General features: G+C 71.6%; 18 protein-coding genes and 1 riboswitch. Of the genes, 14 read left to right on the top strand and 4 right to left on the bottom strand.

Translation table 11 applies throughout. The features are described from left to right. The first annotated feature begins 100 nt into the window (after positions 1-100). Both trpD and ACZ4N4_RS02070 read left to right on the top strand, forming a co-directional pair. Positions 101-1165, top strand: a complete 1065-nt coding sequence (gene trpD, locus ACZ4N4_RS02075) for an anthranilate phosphoribosyltransferase (RefSeq protein WP_467583393.1) — start codon at positions 101-103, stop codon at positions 1163-1165. A gap of 100 nt (positions 1166-1265) precedes the next feature. Beyond that, positions 1266-1382: riboswitch (SAM riboswitch) on the top strand. A gap of 144 nt (positions 1383-1526) precedes the next feature. Next, positions 1527-2888 carry an aminotransferase class V-fold PLP-dependent enzyme gene (locus ACZ4N4_RS02070; protein ID WP_453571488.1) on the top strand — a complete coding sequence of 454 codons (1362 nt, stop codon included), beginning with the start codon at positions 1527-1529 and terminating at the stop codon, positions 2886-2888. A 136-nt stretch (positions 2889-3024) separates the two neighbouring features. On the opposite strand, the gene ACZ4N4_RS02065 is transcribed toward ACZ4N4_RS02070, so the two are convergent. Both ACZ4N4_RS02065 and ACZ4N4_RS02060 read right to left on the bottom strand, forming a co-directional pair. Further along, positions 3025-3306, bottom strand: a complete 282-nt coding sequence (locus ACZ4N4_RS02065; protein WP_024882613.1) for an Lrp/AsnC family transcriptional regulator — start codon at positions 3304-3306, stop codon at positions 3025-3027. Beyond that, the gene (locus ACZ4N4_RS02060) at positions 3303-4046 is read right to left on the bottom strand and encodes a rhomboid family intramembrane serine protease (protein ID WP_467583390.1); all 744 of its coding nucleotides are present in this window, start codon (positions 4044-4046) and stop codon (positions 3303-3305) included. Before ACZ4N4_RS02060 ends, ACZ4N4_RS02065 begins: the two co-directional genes overlap by 4 nt. A 152-nt stretch (positions 4047-4198) precedes the next feature. Between ACZ4N4_RS02060 and ACZ4N4_RS02055 the strand changes: the two genes are divergently transcribed. The 5 genes from ACZ4N4_RS02055 to ACZ4N4_RS02035 all read left to right on the top strand — a co-directional run bounded on the left by ACZ4N4_RS02055 (position 4199) and on the right by ACZ4N4_RS02035 (position 9576). After that, entirely contained in the window at positions 4199-4438 is a 240-nt protein-coding gene (locus ACZ4N4_RS02055; protein ID WP_009309707.1) for a hypothetical protein, read from the top strand. A gap of 40 nt (positions 4439-4478) precedes the next feature. Then, positions 4479-5822: an NYN domain-containing protein gene (locus ACZ4N4_RS02050; RefSeq protein WP_467583387.1), complete on the top strand. Its 1344-nt coding sequence runs from the start codon at positions 4479-4481 to the stop codon at positions 5820-5822. 210 nt (positions 5823-6032) lie between these two features. Next, positions 6033-7067 (top strand): C40 family peptidase, encoded by a 1035-nt coding sequence (locus ACZ4N4_RS02045; RefSeq protein ID WP_453571482.1) that lies wholly within the window; start codon positions 6033-6035, stop codon positions 7065-7067. 265 nt (positions 7068-7332) lie between these two features. Beyond that, a complete protein-coding gene (locus tag ACZ4N4_RS02040) occupies positions 7333-8349 on the top strand; it encodes a C40 family peptidase (protein WP_467583382.1) in 1017 nt (338 codons plus the stop codon). A gap of 30 nt (positions 8350-8379) precedes the next feature. Further along, entirely contained in the window at positions 8380-9576 is a 1197-nt protein-coding gene (locus ACZ4N4_RS02035; RefSeq protein WP_467583380.1) for a hypothetical protein, read from the top strand. A gap of 12 nt (positions 9577-9588) precedes the next feature. Here the strand turns inward: ACZ4N4_RS02035 and ACZ4N4_RS02030 are convergent, their stop codons facing one another. After that, positions 9589-10824: a glycosyltransferase 87 family protein gene (locus tag ACZ4N4_RS02030; RefSeq protein WP_467583378.1), complete on the bottom strand. Its 1236-nt coding sequence runs from the start codon at positions 10822-10824 to the stop codon at positions 9589-9591. Positions 10825-10937: 113 nt separating this feature from the next. On the opposite strand from ACZ4N4_RS02030, the gene ACZ4N4_RS02025 reads away from it, so the two are divergent. Further along, positions 10938-12080: a glycosyltransferase family 4 protein gene (locus ACZ4N4_RS02025; RefSeq protein ID WP_467583375.1), complete on the top strand. Its 1143-nt coding sequence runs from the start codon at positions 10938-10940 to the stop codon at positions 12078-12080. A 133-nt stretch (positions 12081-12213) separates the two neighbouring features. Then, positions 12214-13848, top strand: coding sequence for a GMC oxidoreductase (locus ACZ4N4_RS02020; RefSeq protein WP_467583372.1), 1635 nt, complete (start codon positions 12214-12216; stop codon positions 13846-13848). Positions 13849-13884: 36 nt separating this feature from the next. Here the strand turns inward: ACZ4N4_RS02020 and ACZ4N4_RS02015 are convergent, their stop codons facing one another. Next, positions 13885-15681, bottom strand: a complete 1797-nt coding sequence (locus ACZ4N4_RS02015; protein ID WP_467583370.1) for an AMP-dependent synthetase/ligase — start codon at positions 15679-15681, stop codon at positions 13885-13887. Positions 15682-15997: 316 nt separating this feature from the next. On the opposite strand from ACZ4N4_RS02015, the gene ACZ4N4_RS02010 reads away from it, so the two are divergent. The 5 genes from ACZ4N4_RS02010 to ACZ4N4_RS01990 all read left to right on the top strand — a co-directional run bounded on the left by ACZ4N4_RS02010 (position 15998) and on the right by ACZ4N4_RS01990 (position 20361). Continuing rightward, entirely contained in the window at positions 15998-16795 is a 798-nt protein-coding gene (locus tag ACZ4N4_RS02010; protein ID WP_453571464.1) for a metallophosphoesterase family protein, read from the top strand. Positions 16796-16928: 133 nt separating this feature from the next. Further along, complete coding sequence (locus ACZ4N4_RS02005) at positions 16929-17372, top strand: SRPBCC family protein (protein WP_453571462.1); 444 nt, start codon at positions 16929-16931, stop codon at positions 17370-17372. Between the two features lie 233 nt (positions 17373-17605). After that, entirely contained in the window at positions 17606-18760 is a 1155-nt protein-coding gene (locus ACZ4N4_RS02000) for an ArsA family ATPase (protein WP_453571459.1), read from the top strand. A 63-nt stretch (positions 18761-18823) separates the two neighbouring features. Continuing rightward, the gene (locus tag ACZ4N4_RS01995) at positions 18824-19285 is read left to right on the top strand and encodes a DUF5304 domain-containing protein (protein ID WP_467583365.1); all 462 of its coding nucleotides are present in this window, start codon (positions 18824-18826) and stop codon (positions 19283-19285) included. A 122-nt stretch (positions 19286-19407) separates the two neighbouring features. Further along, positions 19408-20361, top strand: a complete 954-nt coding sequence (locus ACZ4N4_RS01990; RefSeq protein ID WP_132886312.1) for an ROK family glucokinase — start codon at positions 19408-19410, stop codon at positions 20359-20361. Positions 20362-20387 lie beyond the last annotated feature (26 nt).

Below are 20387 nucleotides of genomic sequence, written 5' to 3'. Positions count from 1 at the left end.
CCCCGTCCGGTGTACGGATGGGGGCCCTTCGCCGTGCCCGGGGCTGGATAGGGTAGGCCTGACACCGTTTTTTGCCGGTACGACGATCAGGAGCGGCCTTATGAGCGCTGTGACCCCCGCTGGAGGCGACATCGCGGCGGGCCGTTCCTGGCCCGAGGTGCTGAACGCGCTGCTCTACGGCCAGGACCAGAGCGCGGACGCGACGGCCTGGGCGATGGACCAGATCATGCGCGGCCAGGCGACCGACGCCCAGATCGCCGGCTTCGTCGTCGCCCTGCGGGCCAAGGGCGAGACGGTGGACGAGATCAACGGCCTGGTCCGCACGATGTACGCGCACGCCAACGTCATCGAGGTACCGGGCCGCACGGTCGACATCGTCGGCACCGGCGGTGACGGCGCCAAAACGGTGAACATCTCCACGATGTCGGCGCTGGTGGTGGCCGGCACCGGGGCGAAGGTCGTCAAGCACGGCAACCGGGCCGCGTCCTCCGCGTCCGGCGCCTCGGACGTGCTGGAGAAGCTCGGCGTCAACCTCGACCTGACCCCGCGGCGGGTGGCCGAGGTCGCCGAGGAGGCCGGCATCACCTTCTGCTTCGCCGTCAAGTTCCACCCGGCGCTGCGCCATGCCGGCGCGGCCCGCGGCCAGCTGGGCATCCGCACGGTGTTCAACATCCTCGGCCCGCTGACCAACCCCGCGCAGGTGCGGTCCCAGGCGGTCGGCGTCGCGGACCCGCGCATGGCACCGGTCGTCGCGGGCGTCTTCGCCGAGCGCGGCAACTCCTCCCTGGTCTTCCGCGGCGACGACGGCCTCGACGAACTGACGACCACCGCCACGTCCCACGTCTGGATCGTCCGCGACGGCAAGGTCACCGAGGAGACCTTCGACCCGCGGGACGCCGGCATCGAGCTGGTCCCGGTGGAGGCGCTGCGCGGCGGCGACCCGTCGTACAACGCGGAGGTCGCGCGCCGGCTGCTGGACGGCGAGACGGGCCCGGTCCGTGACGCGGTCCTGCTGAACTCGGCGGCGGCCCTGGTGGCCCTGGACCCGGGCACCGGAACGCTCGCCGAGCAGATCCGTGCCGGCATGGACAAGGCCGCGGAGTCGATCGACTCGGGCGCGGCCAAGCGGGTGCTGGAGCGCTGGGCGGCGGCCACCAACCGGTAGGCGCCCAACGGAAGAGAGCATGTGGCGCCGGCGCCCTCGGCAGTCCGTCATCCGGACAGGAGTTGCGCGCCGGCGATCACCTCATCTAGTTTTCCACTCAGGTCATGAGTGACAGTCATGAGGCCCCGGCCGACTGTCCGGCAACCCTCCGTCCGTGGCGGGGTGCCCCGGGTGAAGACCAGGCCGTAGGCAGCGAGGTCTGCGGCAAGCGCGGATCCCTCACGCTCTTCTGAATGAGCAAAGCCCAGGGATCCTGGTCATCGAGGGAGTCCCCCGTGAGCAAGCGAATGCGCTAGGGCGTCGAGCCCCCACTTCCGCGCACCCTTTTCCCTTTCTTCCTTCCTCTCACGGGAGTTCCGCCATGTCCGTCTCCACCGCCGCCTCCGCCCAGTCGGTTTGTGCTCCCCTGCCCGTTCTGGGGCGGGATGTCATCGTCCCGCTCGTCACCGGTGGCGAGGTCACCTACGCCGCCCTCGACTACGCGGCCAGCGCCCCCGCCCTCCAGCGTGTCTGGGACGACGTGGCCGCGTACGCGCCCTACTACGGCAGCGTCCACCGCGGCGCCGGCTACCTCTCCCAGCTCTCCACGGACCTCTTCGAGAACGCCCGCCGGACCGTCGCCGAGTTCCTCGACTGCCGTGAGGACGACCAGCTGGTCTTCACCCGCTCGACCACGGACTCCCTGAACCTCCTGGCCCGCGCCCTCCCGGCCGGCTGCCAGGTCTTCGTCTTCGAGACCGAGCACCACGCGAGCCTGCTGCCCTGGCAGGACGCCCGGGTCAGCTACCTCGACGCCCCGCGCACCCCGCGCCAGGCCGTGGAGACCCTGGAGAAGGCCCTCGCCGACCGTGACCCGCACGGCCCGGCCCTGGTCTGCGTCACCGGCGCCTCGAACGTCACCGGCGAGCTGTGGCCGGTCCGTGAGCTGGCCGCCGCCGCGCACGCGCACGGCGCCCGGATCGTCCTGGACGCGGCCCAGCTGGCCCCGCACCACCCGGTGAGCGTCCGCGAGCTGGACGTCGACTGGATCGCCTTCTCCGGCCACAAGCTGTACGCCCCCTTCGGCTCCGGCGTCCTGGCCGGCCGCGCCGACTGGCTGCGGGCGGCCGAGCCGTACCTCGCGGGCGGCGGCGCCAGCCGCAAGGTCACCCGGCGCGCGGACGGGGGAGTGGCCGTGGAGTGGCACGACAGCGCTGCGCGGCACGAGGCGGGCTCCCCGAACGTCATCGGCGCCTACTCGATCGCCGCCGCCTGCAAGGCGCTGACCGAGGCGGGCTTCGACACGCTGGTCGCCCGCGAGCGGCACCTGATCGCCAAGGTCCGGGAGGGCCTCGCCGAGGTGCCCGAGGTCCGTGTCCTGTCCCTCTTCGGCGACGACGCCCCCCGCGTGGGCGTGCTCTCCTTCGTGGTCGAGGGCTGGAACAGCTCCCACTTCGCCGCCGCCCTCTCCGCCGAGTACGGCATCGGCGTCCGCGACGGCCTCTTCTGCGCCCACCCGCTGGTCAGGACCCTGCTGGGCTCCGACCCCCAGACCCAGGGCGAGTGCGGGGCGCCGGAGGCGGCACCGGGCGAGAAGTCCCTCAACGCGATCCGGGTGAGCTTCGGGGCGGGGACGCCCGACGAGCACGTGGAGCGCTTCGCGAACGCCGTGAAGGAACTGGTTGCCCACGGCGCCAAGTGGACGTACCGCACGGAAGAAGGCCGCTGCGTCCCGGCGGTGTGATCAGCGCCCCGCAAGGGGCGCGGGGAACTGCGCGACCAGCCACGACGGACCCGCAGACGACCGCGGTGCGGGCCGGTGGGGGCTGAGCGCGCAGTTCCCCGCGCCCCTGACGGGGCGCTTGGGTGAACGGCGTCCGCTAGCTGTCCAGGCCGATGGCGAACGCGGCCTCCAGGTCGTGCTGGGAGTACGTGCGGAACGCGACGTGCGTGTCCGTGCCCTCCACGCCCTGGATCTTGCTGATCCGGCCCGGGATCACCTCGGCCAGATCCTCGTGCTCGCGCACCCGGACCATGGCGATCAGGTCGTACGTACCGGTGACGGAGAAGACCTCGCTGACGCTGTCCAGCGCGGCGATCTGTTCCGCGATCTCGGGGATCCGGTCCACGCTGGTCTTGATGAGGACGATCGCGGTGATCACGGCTGGTTCTCTCCCTCGGGTGCCGGAGCTGGGGCGGCCTTCACTTTAGTCCCACGGCCGTACCGCACCCACGCGTAGCCGACGCCGAGTCCGAAGCCGACCAGGTGGGCGAGGTAGGCCACGCCGGGGCCGGAGGGGGCCTGGTTCAGGGCGACCCACTGCAGGGCCGCCCAGAAGGGGAGCACCACCCAGGCCGGGAACCGCAGCGGAAGGAAGAAGAGGAACGGCAGAAGACTGGTCACGCGGGCGTTGGGGAACAGGTACAGGAACGCTCCGAGGACCGCCGAGATCGCCCCGGACGCCCCCACCAGCGACTGCTGGGACGTGGCGTTGGCGGCCGCGTAGCCGAGCAATGCGAGGTAGCCGCAGCCGATGTAGAAGAGGGTGAACTCGACGCGGCCCATCCGTTCCTCGGTCATCGCCCCGAAGACGAAGAGGAAGAGCATGTTGCCGAGCAGGTGCACCCAGCTGCCGTGGATGAACAGCGCCGTGGCCGGGGTGAGCACCTCCCGCGCCGGACCGTCGAACAGGTCGGCGGGGACCACCCCCCAGCGCCGGAAGTACGCGCGCTGGGCGGCCGCCAGGGCGTCCCCGGTGCCGTAGGACGGGGTGAAGCCGGACGCCGGGCCGAGCACGAAGATCAGGCAGCACACGGCGATCAGGGTGTACGTCATGGGCGCCGACGTCCCCCTCAGGCTCCGCAGCGTCCGGCCGGCCGTCGTGTTCCAGTTGCCGATCATGGACATAGAGCATGACGTAACGGGATGCACTGGTGCAGATCGCCTCGCCGCCCTGGACGGGGCGGCGTCGAGTACTCGCCAGGCCGTAGGGTAACGAGCCACACGCGTCGGGACGGCGCGTCACGGACACTAGAAGGAAGCGAACAGTCACGATGACGGTTCCCCTGCCGACCGCCACGACGCGGTGGCGCTGCACCCTCTGTGGCAACCTCACGAGGTTCGACGTGACCCGCTCGTCGAAGGTCGTGGAGTACGTGCACCTCGACCTGGCCGGTGAGCCCAAGGTCGAGGAGCGCGAGGTGGTCAGTGAGACCATCGAGTCGGTGCGCTGCCGCTGGTGCAACGCGGTGGACCAGGTGGAACTCGTGGACAGGCCGGGTGCCGACTCCTGAGACCGGGAGGCGGCCCCGCACAGGTGATGGGGTGTGACGGATGGTGGAGACCACAGGCGGGGGGCCGGGCGACGGCACCGCCGAGGTGCTTGACCGTCCGTTGCCCGACGGCGTGCGACGGCGTGTCGTGCAGATCGTGTCGGACGGCTTCGGCGGCCTGACCGTCGCCGAACTGCCGGCTCAACTGCGGCAGTACGCCCGGTTCGCCCCGAACCGGCGGGCCAAGTTCGCCGGCAACGCCATGGCGACCGCGCTGGAGACGGACACCCTTTTCCGGCAGCGGATCGGGGAGAAGCTCAGAGAGGCCCAGCCGGAACTCGCCGGCGCCCTCGACTCCGGCTCACCTCCCCCGGCCGCGGACCCGCTCGATGTGGCGGCCGCGGCCTACGTACTGCGCCCCACGGGCTGGGTGAAGCTGGTGGCGGCGGCCGGCGAGGAGGCCCAGCGGGCCGACGCCGAGCGCGCCGACGAGGAGAGCCGGGCCGAACTGGAGCGGCTGCGCGAGGAGCTGGACCGGGCCCGGGCGCAGACCCGTGCCGACACGGAGCGGCTGCGCGCCGAGCTGGACGCGGCGAAGAAGGAAGCGGAATCGCTTCACCGCAAGCTGCGCGCGGCCCTCAGTGACGTCAAGCGGGGTCAGGCCGCGCTGCGCAAGCTGCAGGGCGAGATGGAGTCGGTGCGCACCGAGGGGCAGGCCCAGGTGTCCGCCGCCGAGAGCGAGGGCCGGCGTCTCAAGGGCCGGCTCGGCGAGGTCGAGGCAGCCCTGGAGGCCAGCCGCCGGGCCGCCCGCGAGGGACGCAGCGTCGAGGACATGAGAGTGCGGCTGCTGCTCGACACCGTCCTGGACGCGGCCCAGGGGCTGCGCCGCGAACTGGCGCTGCCGCCGGTGTCGGTGCGGCCCGCCGAGACCGTGGACGCGGTCGAACCGGGACGAATGACCCCGAAGGACATCGCGGCCCGGGCGCTCTCCGAGAACGACCCGGCCATTCTCAACCAGCTGCTCGCCCTGCCCCAGGCGCACTTGGTCGTCGACGGCTACAACGTGACCAAGACCGGCTATCCGCAGATGCCGTTGGAGAAGCAGCGGCTGCGGCTGCTCGGGCAGCTCTCCCAGCTCGCCGCGCAGACCGGCGCCGAGGTCACCTGTGTCTTCGACGGCGCCGAACTGGCCGCCCCGGTGCTGCTCGCACCGCCGCGCGGGGTCAGGGTCCTCTTCTCCAAGCCAGGTGTCACCGCGGACGAGCTGATCCGCCAGCTGGTGCGCGCCGAGCCGCCGGGCCGTCCGGTGATCGTCGCCTCGACCGACCGCGAGGTCGCCGACGGGGTCGCCAAGGCGGGTGCCCGTCCGGTCGCTTCTGCGATGCTTCTGAAGCGACTGTCCTGAAGGTTCAACGGACATATGCAATGCCCGAATTGACCGAACCGTCACGCAACGTAGCGTCAATCGAGCATTACGGCACGTGAGTTATGTGCAAAGAGTGCGTTGCGTGACCAGTTTTTTCGCTGTTGGGTTTGAACTGATCACGGGGAGGTCACTAGGGTCGGGCCTCGAACCTCCACACGGGTGATCACTCAAACGAAGGAGCCCGTCTCCGTGGCGTCCCATCGTCGACCCAAGCAGCCGAGTCGCGCGCGCGTGACCGTGCTGACCACCGCAGCCGCCGCTGCTGTCGTCCTCAGCGCCAACGCCGCCAACGCGGCACCCAGCGAGAAGCTGAGCAAGGACGAGGTCAAGGCAAAGGTCGACAAGCTCTACGAGGAGGCCGAGCAGGCCACCGAGAAGCTGGACGGAGCCAAGGACAAGCAGCACAAGCTGCAGAAGGAAATCTCCACGATCCAGGACAATGTGGCCCGTGGTCAGGAGGACCTCAACAAGCTGCGGGACAGCCTCGGTTCGCTGGCCACCGCGCAGTACCGCTCCGGCGGCATAGACCCGTCGGTCCAGCTCTTCCTCTCGTCCGACCCGGACGACTACCTCGACAAGGCGTCCACGCTCGACCAGTTGAGCGGCCAGCAGGTCGCGGCCCTGAAGAAGATTCAGGACAAACAGCGCGAACTCGCCCAGGAGCGGGCAGAGGCGACGGACAAGCTCAAGGACCTCTCCGCCACCCGCACCGAGCTGGCCAAGCAGAAGAGCGCCGTCCAGTCCAAGCTCGCCGACGCGCAGAAGCTCCTCAACACCCTGACGGCCAAGGAGAAGGCCGCCCTGGACGCCGAGCAGGCCCAGGCCGCCAGCCGCGCCTCCTCCCGGGTGGACCTCGGCAACACCGGCTCCGCCTCCGGCCGGGCCGCCGCCGCCTTCTCCGCCGCCCAGTCCGTGATCGGCTCGCCGTACGTCTACGGCGCCTCCGGACCGTCCTCCTTCGACTGCTCGGGCCTGACCTCCTGGGCCTACGCCCAGGCCGGCGTCACCATCCCGCGCACCTCCGAGGCCCAGGCCAACGCCGGCACCCGGATCTACAGCCAGAGCGACCTCAAGGTCGGCGACCTGGTCATCTTCTACGGCGACTACCACCACGTCGGTCTCTACGCCGGCAACGGCCAGGTGCTGCACGCCCCGCACACCGGTGCAGTGGTGCGCTACGAGTCGATCGGTGACATGACGTTCGAGTTCGGCGTCCGGATCTGACCCCAGCGGGTTACGGCGACACTCGTACGGCCCAAGATCAACCTCACGGCGCGCCCGAACGGGCGAATCCCGACAACCGAAGATGACCCCACGCCCCGCCGGTGACCTGCGTCAGCGGCGGGGCGTCACGTTGCAATGGCCGTCGAGAGTCTTTGGCCGGGGTGTGGTCGCACGGCTACTGTCTGCCGCGTTTCCTCCGGTGCCGGGGCATCCCCGTCCCCGGCGCCGGAGGAAGCGGTACCCGTCCGCCGGCAGAAGGACCACCGTGGGGTTTCACCGCCGTCTCGCACCGTCCGGGTTCAACCGTGGCGCCGGTGCCGCCATCTGTGCGCTGTCCGCCGCGGCGGCCGCGCTCGGCGCCGCACCCGCGAGCGCGGCCTCGCACGGGCACACCCGCGCCGAGGTGGACCGGCTGTACCAGCAGGCCGAGGAGGCTACCGAGGCCTACAACAGGGCCGACGAGCGGGCCGGTGCGCTGCGCCGCGAGGTGAACGACTCCCAGGACCGCATCGCCCGCCAGCAGCAGCGCGTCAACGCCATGCGGGAGACGCTCGGTTCACTGGCCGGCGCCCAGTACCGCTCCGGCGGCCTCGACCCCACCGTCGCCCTGCTCTTCTCCGACGACCCCGAGGACTACCTCGACCGGGCGTCCCTCCTCGACCGCATCGACGTCCGCCAGGCCGGGCAGCTCAGGGAGCTCCAGGCGGCGATGCGCGAACTCGCCCAGGAACGCAGCGAGGCCACCGGAGAGCTCGCCGAGCTGGAGCGCAGCCGCACGGCGGTCGCCTCCCACAAGGCCACCGTGGAGAAGAAGCTCGCCACGGCCCGCCGGCTGCTCAACACGCTGCCCGCCGCCGACCGCGCCGCCTTCGAACACGCCTCCCGGGGCGACGACCGCGCCGACCTGCCCGATCTCTCCGGCGTCAGCGCCCCCGACGGCCGCGCCGCCGCCGCGGTGGCCGCCGCCCGCGCCGCCCTCGGCAAGCCGTACCTGTGGGGCGCCAGCGGCCCCTCCGGCTTCGACTGCTCGGGCCTGATGCAGTGGTCGTACGCGCACGCCGGCATCCACCTGCCGCGCACCTCGCAGGAGCAGCGCTACGCCGGCCACCAGGTACCGCTCTCCCAGGCGCAACCCGGTGACCTGGTCGTCTACCGCTCCGACGCCAGCCACGTGGGGATGTACGTCGGCAACGGGCAGGTCATCCACGCCCCCTACCCGGGTGCCCCGGTCCGCTACGACCCGGTCGGCATGATGCCCATCTCCTCCGTCACCCGGCCCTGACTTTCCGGCCCCGACCCGTACGATCGGAAAGTGGCTGGTGGCAGGCGGGCGTGGCGCTCAGGAGTGGTGGGACTGTGTCTGCTGCTCCTGCCGCTGACGGGATGCGGCGGCGGGCAGGCGGCGACCGGTTCGGCGATGGCCGAGGTGCAGCAGGTCCTGGACCGGCGTGCGGCCGCCGTCCTCGGCCATGACGAGCGGTCCTACACCGAGACCGGCACCCGGAGCTCGTACGCGAACCTGCGGGCCGTGCCGCTCGCGGACTGGGGCTACCGGCTGACCGCCCTCCACCCGGACGGTGCCCAGGCCACCGCCGAGGCCCGGCTCAGCTACCGCATCCAGGGCTACGACAGGGCCGCGGTCACCACCGACCGCGCCCTGACCCTCAGCCGCACCGCCGACGGCCACTGGTACGTCGCCGCCGACAAACCCGCCGGGAAGTCGGGGCAGCAGCTGTGGGACCAGGGCACCGTGACGGCCGTCCAGGGCGCGCACAGCCTGGTGCTCGGCGTCGGCCAGTCCAGGGGCACCCTGCGGGACTACGCCGGCCTCGCCGACACCGCCGTCCCCGAGGTCTCCAAGGCCTGGGGCACCGAGTGGAGCCGGCGGGTGGTCGTGGTCGTACCCAAGTCGCTGAACGGCATGGCGGGCCTGCTGGGCGCCCCCGCCTCCAACTACCGGGGCATCGCCGCCGTCACCACCGGCGAGGTGGGAGGCTCCGGCCAGGCCCCGGCGGACCGGGTCATCCTCAACCCGGAGGCGTACGCCGTCCTCGGCCCGGTCGGCAAGCAGGTGGTCCTCACCCATGAGACGACCCATGTCGCCACCCGCGCCCACACCTCGGCCGCCACCCCGCTCTGGCTCTCCGAGGGATACGCCGACTGGATCGGCTATCTCGACAGCGGCCGTACGCCCACCGAGGCAGCACCGGAACTGGCCCGCGCCGTGCGGGACGGGGACCTGCCCGAGGACCTTCCGGTGGACAAGGACTTCGGCTTCACCGACGACCCCACCAAGCTGGCCGAGGCCTACGAGGGCGGCTGGCTGGCCTGCCGGATGATCGCCGCCCACTGGGGCGAGGAGCGGCTCGGCGCGTTCTACCGGGCGGTCGGCGCCCACCAGGGCCGCACCGGCGCCGTCGAGGACGCGCTGCGCACGGAACTCGGCACCACCCTGCCGGACTTCACCGCACGCTGGCGCGACTACCTGACGGACCGGCTCGGCGACTGAACCGGCCCGCGCTCAGGAGGGCGCCGAGGTCTCCTTCGCCCGGGCGGCCTGGGCGGGCAGCGGAGCGCCCGGGGCCTCGGTCACCGTGGAGCGCCACAGCTGCCGGGCCGCCGTGACCGTCGCCGCGACCAGCAGGCCGTTGCGCAGGAGCAGCAGGGTGATGCCGTACCAGTCGCTCACCACGACGTGCGAGAAGCCGACCGGGAACTCCAGGACCGTCACGAAGGCGGCCAGGAGGAGCAGGACGGCCGGCAGGGTCATCCGGCCGGCCCGGAAGCAGAGGCAGACGGCGGCCAGGCCCACCAGCCACACCATGTACTGCGGGCTGATCACCCGGCTGGTGACCGTGAACATCAGGACGGCCGTGAAGGCGGCGTCCGCGAGCGTGTGGGACCGGAAGCGGGCCGCGCACAGCCGCCACAGCAGCAGCCAGCCGAAGGCGCACGCGGTCAGCACCAGGGCCGCCGCGCTCACCGCCTTCACCCGCGGGCCGAGGAATTCGATCGAGCCGTAGTTCAGCAGCACCTCGCCCTGCCAGCCGTAGTGCCGGGCGATGTGCAGGACCAGCGCGCCCAGCGACTCCACCTCGGTGCCCCGGTCCCGCTGGAAGGTCAGGAAGGCGAACGCGCCGGGCATGGCCACCGCGAACAGCGCCCCGACCAGGACCGTCGTGACCGCCGCCGACACCCAGGCCCGCCGTCGTACGGCCCCCACCAGGAGCAGCGCCGGCCACACCTTGACCATCGCGCCGAAGCCGGCCAGCGCGCCCATCAGCCGGGGGTGCCGGGCCCCGGCGAGCAGCGCGGCCACCGCGACGGCGGTGACCATCAGGTCGTAGCGGGAGTAGACGGTCGGCCCGAGCAGCGGCACGCCGGGCACCCAGATCCAGGCGCCGCGCAGGGTCCGGCCGGGCCGCCGGCCCGTGTAGAGGAGCAGGGAGAGCACCACCAGGTCGGCCAGGAAGGCCAGCACGAAGAAGGCGGTCGGGTAGTCCAGGAAGGGCAGCAGCCCGGGGGCGAGGATCGCCAGGGCGGCCGCGGGCGGGTACTGCCAGGTGACGTCGTCCAGGGGGAACGTTCCGTGCCGGAGGACCTCGTACCACCCCTGGTAGATCACCGACACGTCGGTCGTGACGTCCGCGCCCGGGAACACGAACACCTTCAGCACGGACAGCAGCAGCGCCAGCCGGGTGGCACCCCAGACGGCCGCCAGCAACGCCAGGGCACGCCTCTCGCCCGTCCTGTCCACCTGAGCCCCTGTCCGTCGCCCTGTGCCTGGAAGTGCGCCACATGATCTCCCGCCGGGCTGTGCGACGGCCATGAAGCACGGCCGAACACACTGTGCGGGTAAGGTCGGCCGCGATGCACAAGACCCTCATCGTGACGAACGACTTCCCGCCCCGGCCGGGCGGCATCCAGGCCTTTCTGCACAACATGGCCCTGCGGCTGGACCCGGAGCGGCTCGTCGTCTACGCGTCCACGTGGAAGCGGAGCCGGGAGGGCTTCGAGGCCACCGCCGCGTTCGACGCGGAGCAGCCCTTCACCGTCGTACGCGACCCTACGACGATGCTGCTGCCCACGCCGGGGGCGACCCGCACGGCGGTCGGACTGCTCCGGGAGCACGGGTGCGCCTCCGTGTGGTTCGGGGCGGCGGCGCCGCTCGGGCTGATGGCGCCGGCGCTGCGGAAGGCGGGGGCACAGCGGCTGGTCGCCACCACCCACGGGCACGAGGCGGGCTGGGCCCAGCTGCCCGCCGCCCGGCAGCTGCTCGGGCGGATCGGCGAGGCGACCGACACGATCACGTATCTCGGCGAGTACACCCGCTCGCGGATCGCCCCCGCGCTCGGTCCGGCCGCGGCCGGGCGGATGGTGCAGCTGCCGCCGGGCGTGGACGAGAAGACGTTCCATCCCGGGTCCGGGGGCGCGGAGGTGCGGGCACGGCTGGGGCTGAGCGACCGGCCGGTGGTCGTGTGCGTGTCGCGGCTGGTGCCGCGCAAGGGGCAGGACACGCTGATCCTCGCGATGCCGCTGATCCTGGCCGCCCAGCCGGACGCGGTGCTGCTGGTCGTGGGCGGCGGGCCGTACGAGAAGGAGCTGCGGCGGCTGGCCCGGGAGACGGGGGTCGAGGCGTCGGTGCGGTTCACGGGGGCCGTGCCGTGGGCCGAGCTGCCCGCGCACTACGGCGCCGGTGACGTGTTCGCGATGCCCTGCCGGACCCGGCGGCGCGGGCTGGACGTGGAAGGGCTCGGGATCGTGTACCTGGAGGCCTCGGCCACCGGGTTGCCGGTGGTGGCGGGGGACTCCGGCGGGGCGCCGGACGCGGTGCTCGACGGGGAGACCGGATGGGTGGTGCGGGGCGGCTCGGTGGAGGAGGCGGCCGAGCGGATCGTCGTGCTGCTGGGGGATGCGGAGCTGCGGCGGCGGATGGGGGAGCGGGGGCGGTCGTGGGTCGAGGAGAGGTGGCGCTGGGACCTCCTTGCGGAGCGGCTGAAGGCGTTGCTCTAGGGGGCTGGGTCGCGGTTCGTCCGCGGATGCGTTGTGGCTGGTCGCGCAGTTCCCCGCGCCCCTGTGGGGCGCGTTGTCACTAAGTCTGTCGCAGGGCCTAGGCGGAACCGGAAAATCCGCACATGCTGCGCGCATGACAGCAAAACTGATGCAGCGTCAGCTGACCAGACGTCACATCCTGGGCATGATCGCCCTCCAGACCGCCGCCGCGGCAGGTCTCACCCGCGTCGGGCTCCAGTCGGCGCAGGCCGCCGAGGAGGCGGCCGCCGTCGACAACGCGCCCGCGATCGTGGTCGGTTCCGGGTACGGCGGGGCCGTGGCCGCGCTCCGGCTCGGACAGGCCGGCGTGCGGACCCTGATGATCGAGATGGGGCAGCTGTGGAACACGGCCGGCTCCGACGGGAAGGTCTTCTGCTCCACCGCCGCCCCGGACAAGAGATCCATGTGGTTCAAGTCCCGCACGGAGGCCCCGCTCGCCAGCTTCCTCTGGCTGGACGTCGTCAACAAGGACATCACGCCCTATCCCGGCGTCCTGGACCGGGTGCACTACGACAACATGTCCGTCTACGTCGGGCGCGGTGTGGGCGGGGGCTCACTGGTCAACGGGGGGATGGCGGTCACCCCGCTCCAGTCGTACTTCACCGAGCAGTTCCCGACCGTGGACGCGAGCGCGATGTACAACACGTACTACCCGCGCGCCCGTTCCATGCTCGGCGTCAACACCGTCGACGCCACCTGGTTCGAGTCGACCGAGTGGTACCGGTTCACCCGGACCTCCAGGAAGGCCGCCGCCAACACCGGCCTCAAGACCACCTTCGTACCCAACGTCTACGACTTCGGGTACATGCAGAAGGAAGCCGCCGGCACCGCCACGAAGTCCGCGCTCGCGCAGGAGGTCATCTACGGCAACAACTACGGCAAGAAGAGCCTCGACAAGACCTACCTCGCCGCCGCCCTCGGCACCGGCAACCTCACCATCCACACCATGGAGAAGGTGCGGTCCATCAGCCGGGCGGGCGACGGGAGCTGGCTGCTCGGCGTCGACCGGATCGACGTGACCGGGGCCGTCGTCGAGACCAAGCAGTACAGCTGCACCTACCTGTTCCTCGGCGGCGGGAGCCTCGGGACCACCGAACTGCTCGTACGGGCCCGCGACACCGGCACGCTGCCCGTGCTCAACGCCAGTGTAGGCGCCGGCTGGAGCACCAACGGCAACACCATGCTCGGGCGCGCCAACCACATCTGGGACACCACCGGCGCCGACCAGGCGACCATGCCGGTGATGGGCATCGACGACTGGGCCAACACCGACAACCCGGTCTTCGCGGAGATCGCCCCGCTGCCCATCGGGTTCGAGACCTGGGTCAGCCTGTACCTGGCGATCACCAAGAACCCGCAACGGGCCTCCTTCACCTACGACGCGGCGAGCGACGGGGTGAAGCTGGGCTGGACCGCGGCCCAGAGCGCGGTCTCGGTCGCCATGGCCAAAAAACTGTTCGACCGGATCAACCTGGCCAACGCCACGATCTACCGGTACGACCTGTTCGGGTCGTCCAGCAAGGTGTTCGCGGACGACTTCTGCTACCACCCGCTGGGCGGCTGCGTGCTGGGCAAGGCGACCGACGACTACGGCCGGGTGAAGGGGTATCCGAAGCTGTACGTCACGGACGGCTCGCTGGTGCCCGGGAACATCGGCGTGAACCCGTTCGTGACCATCACCGCGCTCGCCGAGCGCACGATGGAACGGGTTCTCGCCGAGGACCTGTGAGCGGGGACCTGAGCGGACACCTCGTCAAGTGCCGCTCTACTTCTGGTAGAGGGCCTCGATCTCGTCCGCGTAGTCCTTCGCCACCACATTGCGCTTGAGCTTCAGGGACGGCGTCAGGTGGCCCGACTCCTCCGAGAACTGGGAGGACAGAATGCGGAACTTCCGCACCGATTCCGCCTTCGACACCGCGGCGTTGCCGTCGTCGACGGCGTCCTGGACCGCCGCGATCAGGTCCGGGTCGTCACGCAGCGACGCCGCGGTGGAACCCGACGGCTTTCCGTGCTCGGCCGCCCAGCGGCCCAGGAACTCGTCGTCGATGGTGACCAGCGCACCCACGAACGGCCGCCCGTCGCCGACCACCATGCACTCCGCGACCAGCGCGTGCGCGCGGATGCGGTCCTCGATCACGGCCGGGGCGACGTTCTTGCCGCCCGCGGTGACGATGATCTCCTTCTTGCGGCCGGTGATCCTGAGGTAGCCGTCCTCGTCCAGGGTGCCGATGTCGCCGGTGTGGAACCAGCCGTCGGCCAGCGCCTCGGCGGTCGCGCCGGGGTTGTTCCAGTACTCCCGGAACAGGTGCTCGCCGTGCAGCAGCACCTCGCCGTCGTCCGCGATCCGGATCACCGAGCCGGGCAGCGGCTGGCCGACCGTGCCGATCTTCTGCCGGTCCCAGGGGTTGAACGCGGTCGCGGCACAGGACTCGGTCAGGCCGTAGCCCTCCAGGACCGTGAAGCCGATGCCGCGGAAGAAGTGACCCAGGCGCTCGCCCAGGGGGGCGCCGCCGGAAATCGCGTATTCGCCCCGGCCGCCGAGCACCGCCCGTAGCTTGCTGTAGACGAGTTTGTCGAAGGTCTTGTGCTTGATCTTCAGGCCGAGGGACGCGCCCGACGGCGTGTCCAGCGCCTTGCTGTACGCGATCGCGGTGTCCGCGGCCTTGTCGAAGATCTTGCCCTTGCCGTCCGCCTGCGCCTTGGCGCGCGCCGAGTTGTAGACCTTCTCGAAGACCCGCGGGACGCCGAGGACCAGCGTCGGCCGGAACGCGGCCAGCTCGTCGGTGAGGTTCTTGATGTCCGGGACGCAGCCCAGCTTGATCGGCGCCATCATCGGGGCGATCTGCACGAGCCGGCCGAAGACGTGGGCGAGCGGAAGGAAGAGGAGCACACTGCACTCACCGGTGCGGAACAGCGGACGCAGGCGCTCCACGATGTTGCCGCACTCGGCGAAGAAGTTGCGGTGGGTGAGGACGCACCCCTTGGGACGGCCCGTCGTCCCCGAGGTGTAGACGATGGTCGCCGGGTCGTCCGCCTTCGCCTGCGAGCTGCGCTCCTCGACGGTCGCGTCCGTGACGCCCTGGCCGAGCCGGCCCAGCTCCTCCAGCCCGCCGGCCTCGATCTGCCAGACCTGCTTGAGGGCCGGCAGCGCCTCGCGCACCGACTCGACGGCGGCCACATGGGTGTCGAGTTCGACGACACAGGCGGTCGCGCCGGAGTCGCTGAGGATCCACTGCACCTGCTCCGGCGAGCTGGTCTCGTACACCGGCACGGTGACCGCGCCGGCGCACCAGATCGCGAAGTCGAGGAGCGTCCACTCGTAGCGGGTGCGGGACATCAGGCCGACCCGGTCGCCCGGCTGCACGCCGGAGGCGATGAGGCCCTTGGCGGCCGCGTGCACCTCGGTCAGGAAGGTGGTGGCGGTCACGTCCTGCCAGACTCCGCCGACCTTGCGGGCCATGACGGCGACATCGGGATGCTGCGCGGCGTTTCTGCGGACGATGTCGGTCAGATTGCCGTCCGCGGGGACCTCGTACAAAGCCGGAAGGCTGAACTCGCGCAAGACTGCTGCTCCTCATAGGGCGCCGGCGCCACGACGTTGTGCGATGCGACGGTGCGGTCCAAGGCTCGGGCAGGTACTCAGGGCTTCGCCACGGGCCACATGATCCGTTGGTTGAATTCCTGAGCACGACTGGACTGCCCGGACGTTACCCGTCGGTATGGCTTCTTCGACAGGGGGTCCCGGCGAGATGTTCGGTGCGTCACACAGGTTGGTGTTCCTTCGCGTACGGTAGTCCACGGCTTTAGTGACTGACCAGTAACCCCAGGCCCGGCCACCGCCTGTTCACGTTTGCCGCACAGGCCTACGCTTGATCACCATGGCAGCCACACCCTCCGGCAACCGAACGACCCGCGTCCACGTGGTCAGCGACGTCCACGGCAACGCCCGTGACCTGGCCAGAGCCGGCGACGGCGCCGACGCCCTGATCTGCCTCGGCGACCTGGTCCTCTTCCTCGACTACGCCGACCACTCGCGCGGCATCTTCCCCGACCTGTTCGGCGTCGAGAACGCCGACCGCCTCGTCGAACTCCGCACCGCCCGCCGCTTCGAGGAGGCCCGGGAGCTGGGGGCCCGGCTGTGGGGCGGGATCGGCATGGACCGGGCGACCGCGATCGAGAAGGCGGTGCGCAAGCAGTACGCCGAGATGTTCGCGGCGTTCCCGACCCCGACGTACGCCACCTACGGCAATGTCGACATCCCGCCGCTCTGGCCGGAGTACGCGGGACCGGGCACCACGATCCTCGACGGGCAGCGGGTGGAGATCGGCGGCCGGGTCTTCGGCTTCGTGGGCGGCGGGCTGCGGACGCCGATGCGCACCCCCTACGAGGTCTCCGACGAGGAGTACGCGGCCAAGATCGAGGCGCTCGGCGAGGTCGACGTGCTGTGCACGCACATTCCGCCGGAGGTGCCGGAACTGGTGTACGACACGGTGGCGCGCCGTTTCGAACGGGGCAGCCGGGCGCTGCTCGACGCGATCCGGCGCACCAGGCCGCGTTACTCGCTCTTCGGACATGTCCACCAGCCCCTGGTGAAGCGGATGCGGATCGGGGCCACCGAGTGCGTGAACGTCGGGCACTTCGCCGGTACCGGCCGGCCCTGGGCGCTGGAATGGTGACGACGGCCCCGGACGGGGGTGAAGTCGCCTGGTCGGACGCGCGGTAGCCTTCACGCTGCACACGCGTGCGCACGCTCGCGCACGGAGACCCTTGTACCGGTCTCACCGGCCCGCATCTGGAGGAGCCACGGCGATGGCGGAACACACCAGCTCGAGCATCACGATCGAGGCGGCCCCGGCCGACGTCATGGCGGTGATCGCCGACTTCGCCCGTTACCCGGACTGGACCGGTGAGGTGAAGGAGGCGGAGGTGCTGCAGACCGACGCGAAGGGCCGGGCCGAGCAGGTCCGCCTCGTCATGGACGCGGGTGCGATCAAGGACGACCAGACGCTGGGCTACACGTGGACCGGTGACAACGAGGTGTCCTGGACGCTGGTGAAGTCCCAGATGCTGCGGTCGCTGGACGGGTCGTACCTGCTGAAGCCGGCGGGCGCGGGGGCGACCGAGGTCACCTACTCGCTGACGGTGGACGTGAAGATCCCGATGCTCGGGATGATCAAGCGCAAGGCGGAGAAGGTCATCATCGACCGTGCTCTGGCGGGGCTGAAGAAGAGGGTGGAGTCGGGGGAGAAGTAGGGACACGCCGCGGGGGTACCCGTGGTCTCCCGGGCGCGGGTCCGTCGTGGCCGGCCGCGCAGCTCCCCGCGCCCCTTTCGGGGCGCTGCAGTCGCGTCAGCTCCACAGCTGCGGGCAGGCGTGCCGCCTGGGGCGGCTCGGGTGGGCGCGGGGCCCCCTGCGAGCGCCGGTAAGTGACACCCCCTCCACCGAGCGCCTTCGAGCAAGGTCCGCTTCAGTTACGGTTCACCCTCATGCGCACCATCCTGATCACCGGGCCGGGCGGCAGCGGTCGTACGACCGTCGCCGCGGCCACCGCTCTGCGCGCCGCGGCCGAGGGCACCCCCACCCTCGTCCTCGGCGCCGACCGCACGGACACTCTCGGCGCCGCTCTGGGCGCGGCGACAGGACCGGAGCCCACCCGCCTCACCCCCACCCTCACCGCCTGGCGCCCCGACGCCGCCGCCCGCTTCCGCGAGGACCTCACCGACTTCCAGACCCGCGCCGCGGGCGTCCTCGACCTGCTGGGCGCCTCCCGCCTGGACGCCGAGGAGCTCACCCCGCTGCCCGGCGCCGAGGAGCTGTCCCTGCTGCGCGCCCTGCGCGACGCCGCCCTCTGCGAGCGGTACGAGCTGCTCGTCGTGGACCTCCCGGCCGCCCCGCACGCCCTCGCCCTGCTGGCCCTCCCCGAGGAGCTGCGCCGCTACCTGCGCCGGCTGCTGCCGCCCGAGCGGCAGGCGGCCCGCGCCCTGCGCCCGGTCCTCGGCCGGCTGGCCGGCGTCCCCATGCCCGCCGACTGGCTCTACGAGACGGCCGCCCGCTGGGACGTCGAGCTGGCCGCCGTGGAGGCCGTCCTCGCCGACCGCCGCACCGCCGTGCGCCTGGTCGCGGAGCCCGGCCCGGCCGGCGCCGACGCGGTCCGCACCGCCCGCCTCGGCCTCGCCCTGCGCGGCCTGCACACCGAGGCCCTGGTCGCCAACCGCGTGCTGCCCGAGGACACCCCGCTGCACGGCCTCGTCGCGCAGCAGCGCAAGGCCCTCGACGACTGGGCGGAGACGTTCGACGTCACCGCCGTGCCCCACCTCGGGCACGACCCGCGCGGTACCGAGGACCTCGCGGCTCTCGCCGTGCCCGGCGTCAACATCGCGCCCGCACCGGTCGAGTGGCCCGTCGCCGACCGTATCGAGGAGGACGGCGTCCTCGTCTGGCACATCCCGCTGCCCGGTGCGATACGGGACGGCCTCGACCTCGTCCGGCGCGGCGACGAACTCGTGATCACCGTCGGTGGCTTCCGCCGGATCGTCGCACTGCCGTCGGCCCTGCGCCGGTGCACCGTCGCCGGGGCCGCGCTGCGCGACGGCGAACTTCGGCTGCGCTTCGCGCCGGACCCGGATCTGTGGCCGCGCTGACGGTGAATCCGGTACGCCCGTTCGGGTAACGTCGTAGAGACGAACCGTAGTCAGGAGTCCGTCATGAGCGAAGAGCGCCCCACAGTCGACGCCTCCGAGGCCGCGGACGACGTACGAGTGACCGACGACGACGCCTGGGCCACGGCCTGTGCCGAGGACCTGGAGTCGGAGAAGGCCCGCCGCCGCGCCCAGTACGGCCCCACCCCGGGGTCGGCCGCCGAGGAACTGCGCAAGCTCGTCGACGTCGTCGCCGACAAGCTCTCCGGCATCCAGACCCCGCTCCTCGGGGCGGTCGCCGGGCCCGCCGCCCAGCAGGTGGTCCGGCAGGTCGTGCAGCAGGCGAAGAACGCCGTCGAGCCCGTCATAGAGCGCAACCCCGACGTCTTCGACCACCTGGCCGCGGCCGGCACCGAGCTCCTCGCCGCCTACCGCTCCGCGGTCCAGGCCCAGGAGACCCGCTGGGCCTCCAGCGGCCGGGACAAGGGCGACGACCCTGGCCCCGGCGAACGCATCGACCTCGACTGACAGCCCCCTGAAGGCCCTGCCATCGGGTTCCCGCCTGCCCGGGCGGGCGGATGACGGGAACCCGATGGCGGGCCCTCGGGTACGGTTGGCCGTAGCGGGGCTCGACCGAAACTGAGGGATTCATGGGACTCACCATCGGCGTCGACATCGGCGGCACGAAGATCGCGGCCGGCGTGGTCGATGAGGAAGGCAACATCCTCTCGACCCACAAGGTGCCGACCCCGGGCACGCCCGAGGGCATCGTGGACGCCATTGCTTCCGCCGTAGAGGGTGCGCGCGCCGGGCACGAGATCGTCGGCGTGGGCATCGGTGCCGCCGGCTATGTGAACCGGCAGCGCTCCACGGTCTACTTCGCGCCCAACATCGACTGGCGCCAGGAGCCGTTGAAGGAGAAGGTCGAGGCCCGCGTCGGCCTCCCCGTGGTCGTGGAGAACGACGCCAACGCCGCTGCCTGGGGCGAGTACAAGTTCGGCGCCGGCAAGGGCCACCGCAACGTCATCTGCATCACGCTCGGCACCGGCCTCGGCGGCGGCATCATCATCGGCAACAAGCTGCGCCGCGGGCACTTCGGCGTCGCCGCCGAGTTCGGTCACATCCGGATGGTCCCGGACGGGCTGCTGTGCGGCTGCGGCTCGCAGGGCTGCTGGGAGCAGTACGCCTCCGGCCGCGCCCTCGTCCGCTACGCCAAGCAGCGCGCCAACGCCACCCCCGAGGCCGCCGAGATCCTGCTCGGCCTCGGCGACGGCAGCCCCGACGGCATCGAGGGCAAGCACATCTCCATGGCCGCCCGCCAGGGCGACCCGGTCGCCGTCGACTCCTACCGCGAGCTCGCCCGCTGGGCCGGCGCCGGCCTCGCCGACCTGGCCTCCCTCTTCGACCCCTCCGCCTTCATCGTCGGCGGCGGCCTCTCCGACGAGGGCGAACTGGTCCTGGACCCGATCCGCAAGTCCTACAAGCGCTGGCTGGTAGGCGGCAACTGGCGCCCGGTGGCCGAGGTCATCGCCGCCCAGCTGGGCAACGAGGCAGGCCTGGTGGGCGCCGCGGACCTGGCCCGGGAGCCCGACCCGATCATGTAATCGCCGTCCACGGGTCACACTTCTTC

The sequence above is a fragment of the Streptomyces sp. NPDC026538 genome (genome assembly GCF_055567535.1).
Note: the sequence above shows the minus strand (reverse complement) of the source record. Positions and strands in the feature narration are given on the sequence as shown.